The following is a 3,119-nucleotide window of genomic DNA, read 5'->3' on the forward strand; positions in this document are numbered from 1 at the left end:
TATTCGGCTCAGTCCGTGGTTATGTGCAGTCGGGTGCGCCCGGGCGTCTGAGTGGCCCGGGCTGACCTGGGTTTTGTAGCTTTTTGGGGTCGCGGTAGCTGCACATAATCGGGACGCTTCTTGTCTATCCGAACGGTTCGGAAGGTAAGGAGCCAGAAGAAGATGAAACCTCGTAGTCGATGGTCGTCCGGGGACGTACTTGCGGCGTTCGATGAGCACCTGCGTCGTACCCGTGGCCTGTGCGCAGGGACGCGGTGCAACTACATCCAGCACGTCGGCGGGTTCTTGGAGACGGTGGCCGTCGAAGGTGGAGTCGACGTCGCAGAGATCCATCAGACCGAAGTGGCGGCGTTCGTGAGTGGATTGTCAAGCCGTTATCAGCCCAGAACAGTGGAACTTGCGGCGACGTCGTTGCGCGCGTTCTTCCGGTTCTTGCATGTTGCGGGACTGCGTGCAGACCGGCTGGACGATGCGGTGCCGATGGTGCCGCATCGGCCATCCGGCTTGGTTCGGCATCTGGCCCCGCCGGTTCTTGAGCAGTTGATCGCCTCGTTGGAATCGGGATCGCCGCGCGACCTGCGCGATCGGGCGATCATCTTGACCATTGCGCGGCTGGGACTGCGCCCTGGCGAGGTGGTGCGGCTTCAGCTGGAAGATCTGGACTGGCTCAACGCCGCGATGCGGGTGCGCTCCCGCAAGACCGGTCACGGCGCCATTTTGCCGCTGACCAGCGAGGTCGGAGAAGCCCTGGCTGGCTATCTCCAGCATGGCCGCCCCCCTACCGACGCTCGAGAGGTCTTCGTCCTGCATTGGCTGCGCGTCGGCGCACCGATCAGCACCAGCATCGTGGGCCGTGCGGTGCAGCGCGCGGTGGACAACGCCGGCATCGATGCGCCAGTGTGTGGCGGCAACTTGTTGCGACACTCGCTGGCCACTGAACTGCTCGACCGTGGGGCCAACTTACGTGAGATCGCCGACGTGCTCGGCCACGCGTCACTGGCCACCACACGGATCTATGCAGCCGTTGATGTCGCGGCTCTGCGCGAGATCGCGCTTCCGTGGCCTCATGCAGGGGCGCGGTCATGACGGGCACGGTGGCACCGCGGGTGGAAGAGTTCATCGCGCTTCGTCGTGGCCTGGGTTACCGCTCGCCCAGTCAGGAGCGTGCACTGCGGGCGTTCGGCCGGTACCTGGATCAGAAGGGTCACAAGGGTCCGATCCCGCTCGAGTTGAGCCTGGATTGGGCGGCATCGACTCTCTCATCCGATCCCCGCAACCCGGCTCGCCGATTGACGACGGTTCGCGGTTTTCTGCGCCACCTGGCCGCCGCGGACGGCGCCACCGAGGTCCCGGCGCCTGGGTTGCTCGGTTCAGCCGGCCACCGGAAACCACCACACGTCTACTCCGACGAGGAGATCAGCGACCTGCTGCGCGCCACTGCCGGGTTGGCCCCGGCCGGCGGGTTACGGCCACACTGCTACGCGACGCTGTTCGGGCTGCTCGCCTGCACCGGGCTGCGGATCAGCGAAGCACTGGCTTTGAGGTGCGACGACGTCGATCTGGCCACCGCCATGCTCACGGTCCGGGCCGGCAAACGCGGCCGGGCCCGGCTGGTACCGATGCACCCCAGCGCGTTGCCGCCGATGGGCGATTACACGGCCGAACGAGAACAGCGCCACGGGCCACCGTGCGCCACCGACGCGTTCTTCCGTACCGACCGCAGCGACCGAGTCAGCTACAAGGCTGCCCACCACACGTTCAGCGTGTTGCGCCGAGAACTGGGCTGGAGCGCGACGGGGCGCACCCGGAGCCCACGGCTGCATGACCTGCGGCATCGGATGGTGGTACGGCGTATTCAGTCCTGGCACGCCGACAACGTTGACGTCGACGCAAAAATCGCAGTGCTGGCGACCTACCTCGGACACGTCGAGGTCCGTGACGTCTACTGGTATCTCACATCCGTCCCGGAACTGATGAACATCGTGGCCACTCGCTTCGGAAGTTTCGCGCACTCCCCACTCGGTGGTGTGTCATGAGGGCCCCGCAGATCGGATTCGCCCAGTTGGTGCAAGATTTTTTCTTGCGGCGCCTGATCGATCAACGCGGTGTCAGCGCACGTACTGTGGAAAGCTACCGCGACGCGTTTGAACTGTTGTTCGGCTTCATCGAGCGGCGTACCGGCAAACCAGCCGCCGCCCTTGAGTTGGCCGACCTGGACGCCCCAGTCGTCTTGGATTTCCTCGATCACCTTGAAACCGCACGCGGCAACAGTCCACGAACCCGCAACGCGCGCCTCGCCGCGATTCACTCCTTCATGCGCTATGCCGCCCTACGTGACCCGGCATCGCTGCCGATCACCAGCCGAGTGCTGGCCATCGGCACCAAACGGTTCGATCGGCCCGTGCTGGGCTATCTCTCCCGCGAGCAGATGACCGCGATCCTCGCAGCCCCAGATCGCAGCACCTGGAGCGGGAGCCGAGACGCGGTTCTGCTCGCCGTCACCTACAACACCGGTGCCCGCGTCTCCGAGATCACCGCACTCCAAGTATGCGACGTGCTCACCGACCGACAGTCGGCAGTGCATCTGCACGGCAAGGGCCGCAAGGAACGGGTCCTCCCACTCTGGAAGAACACCGCCTCCGAACTGCGCGGCTGGCTGGGCAAGATTGATGCCGCACCCGAGACGCCGGTGTTCCCCAACCGGGCCGGGAAACCGATGTCACGCTCGGGCGTACGAGACCGGCTCGATCGCGCCGTCACCGCTGCCGAAAACAAGTGCCCGTCGCTGCGCGGCCAGCGCATCTCACCGCACACGCTGCGCCACACCACGGCCATGCACTTGCTGCAGTCGGGAGCCGACCTGGCGACCATCGCCCTGTGGCTCGGCCACTCCAGCCCAGCTGTCACCCACCAGTATCTCGAAGCCGACCTCGCGGCCAAGGAAGCCGTGCTGCAACGACTGGACGATCCCAGCCCCGCATCAACGCGCTTCAAACCTGGAGACCAGCTCCTCGACTTCCTCCAAGACCTCTGATTATGCGCAGCCGCAGGGGTCGGAATAGCCGTTCTGCCCGCACGTCCCCAGCCGGGCTGCACATAACCACGGACTGAGCCGAATA

General features: G+C 65.3%; 3 protein-coding genes. All 3 read left to right on the forward strand.

Annotation, left to right across the window (positions count from 1 at the left end):
- Window positions 1–162 precede the first annotated feature (162 nt).
- From R4P08_RS18310 to R4P08_RS18320, 3 genes are read left to right on the forward strand one after another with little or no spacing between them, the layout of a single operon-like run.
- On the forward strand, window positions 163–1,086 hold the full coding sequence (locus R4P08_RS18310; RefSeq protein ID WP_132064256.1) for a tyrosine-type recombinase/integrase: 924 nt from the start codon (window positions 163–165) through the stop codon (window positions 1,084–1,086).
- A complete protein-coding gene (locus tag R4P08_RS18315; RefSeq protein ID WP_132064255.1) occupies window positions 1,083–2,036 on the forward strand; it encodes a tyrosine-type recombinase/integrase in 954 nt (317 codons plus the stop codon). The genes R4P08_RS18310 and R4P08_RS18315 overlap by 4 nt, the downstream gene beginning before the upstream one ends.
- Entirely contained in the window at window positions 2,033–3,034 is a 1,002-nt protein-coding gene (locus tag R4P08_RS18320) for a site-specific integrase (protein ID WP_132064254.1), read from the forward strand. Before R4P08_RS18315 ends, R4P08_RS18320 begins: the two co-directional genes overlap by 4 nt.
- The last annotated feature ends 85 nt before the right edge of the window (window positions 3,035–3,119 follow it).

Origin of the sequence: Rhodococcus sp. IEGM 1408 (genome assembly GCF_033142235.1) — a bacterium.
In the GTDB taxonomy this organism is placed as follows: Bacteria; Actinomycetota; Actinomycetes; order Mycobacteriales; family Mycobacteriaceae; genus Dietzia.

What these genes read in the sequence shown, in the direction of transcription:
- R4P08_RS18320 (WP_132064254.1), top strand. Translation starts at nt 2,033, where the DNA reads ATGAGGGCCCCGCAGATCGGATTCGCCCAGTTGGTGCAAGATTTTTTC.
- R4P08_RS18310 (WP_132064256.1), top strand. Translation starts at nt 163, where the DNA reads ATGAAACCTCGTAGTCGATGGTCGTCCGGGGACGTACTTGCGGCGTTC.
- R4P08_RS18315 (WP_132064255.1), top strand. Translation starts at nt 1,083, where the DNA reads ATGACGGGCACGGTGGCACCGCGGGTGGAAGAGTTCATCGCGCTTCGT.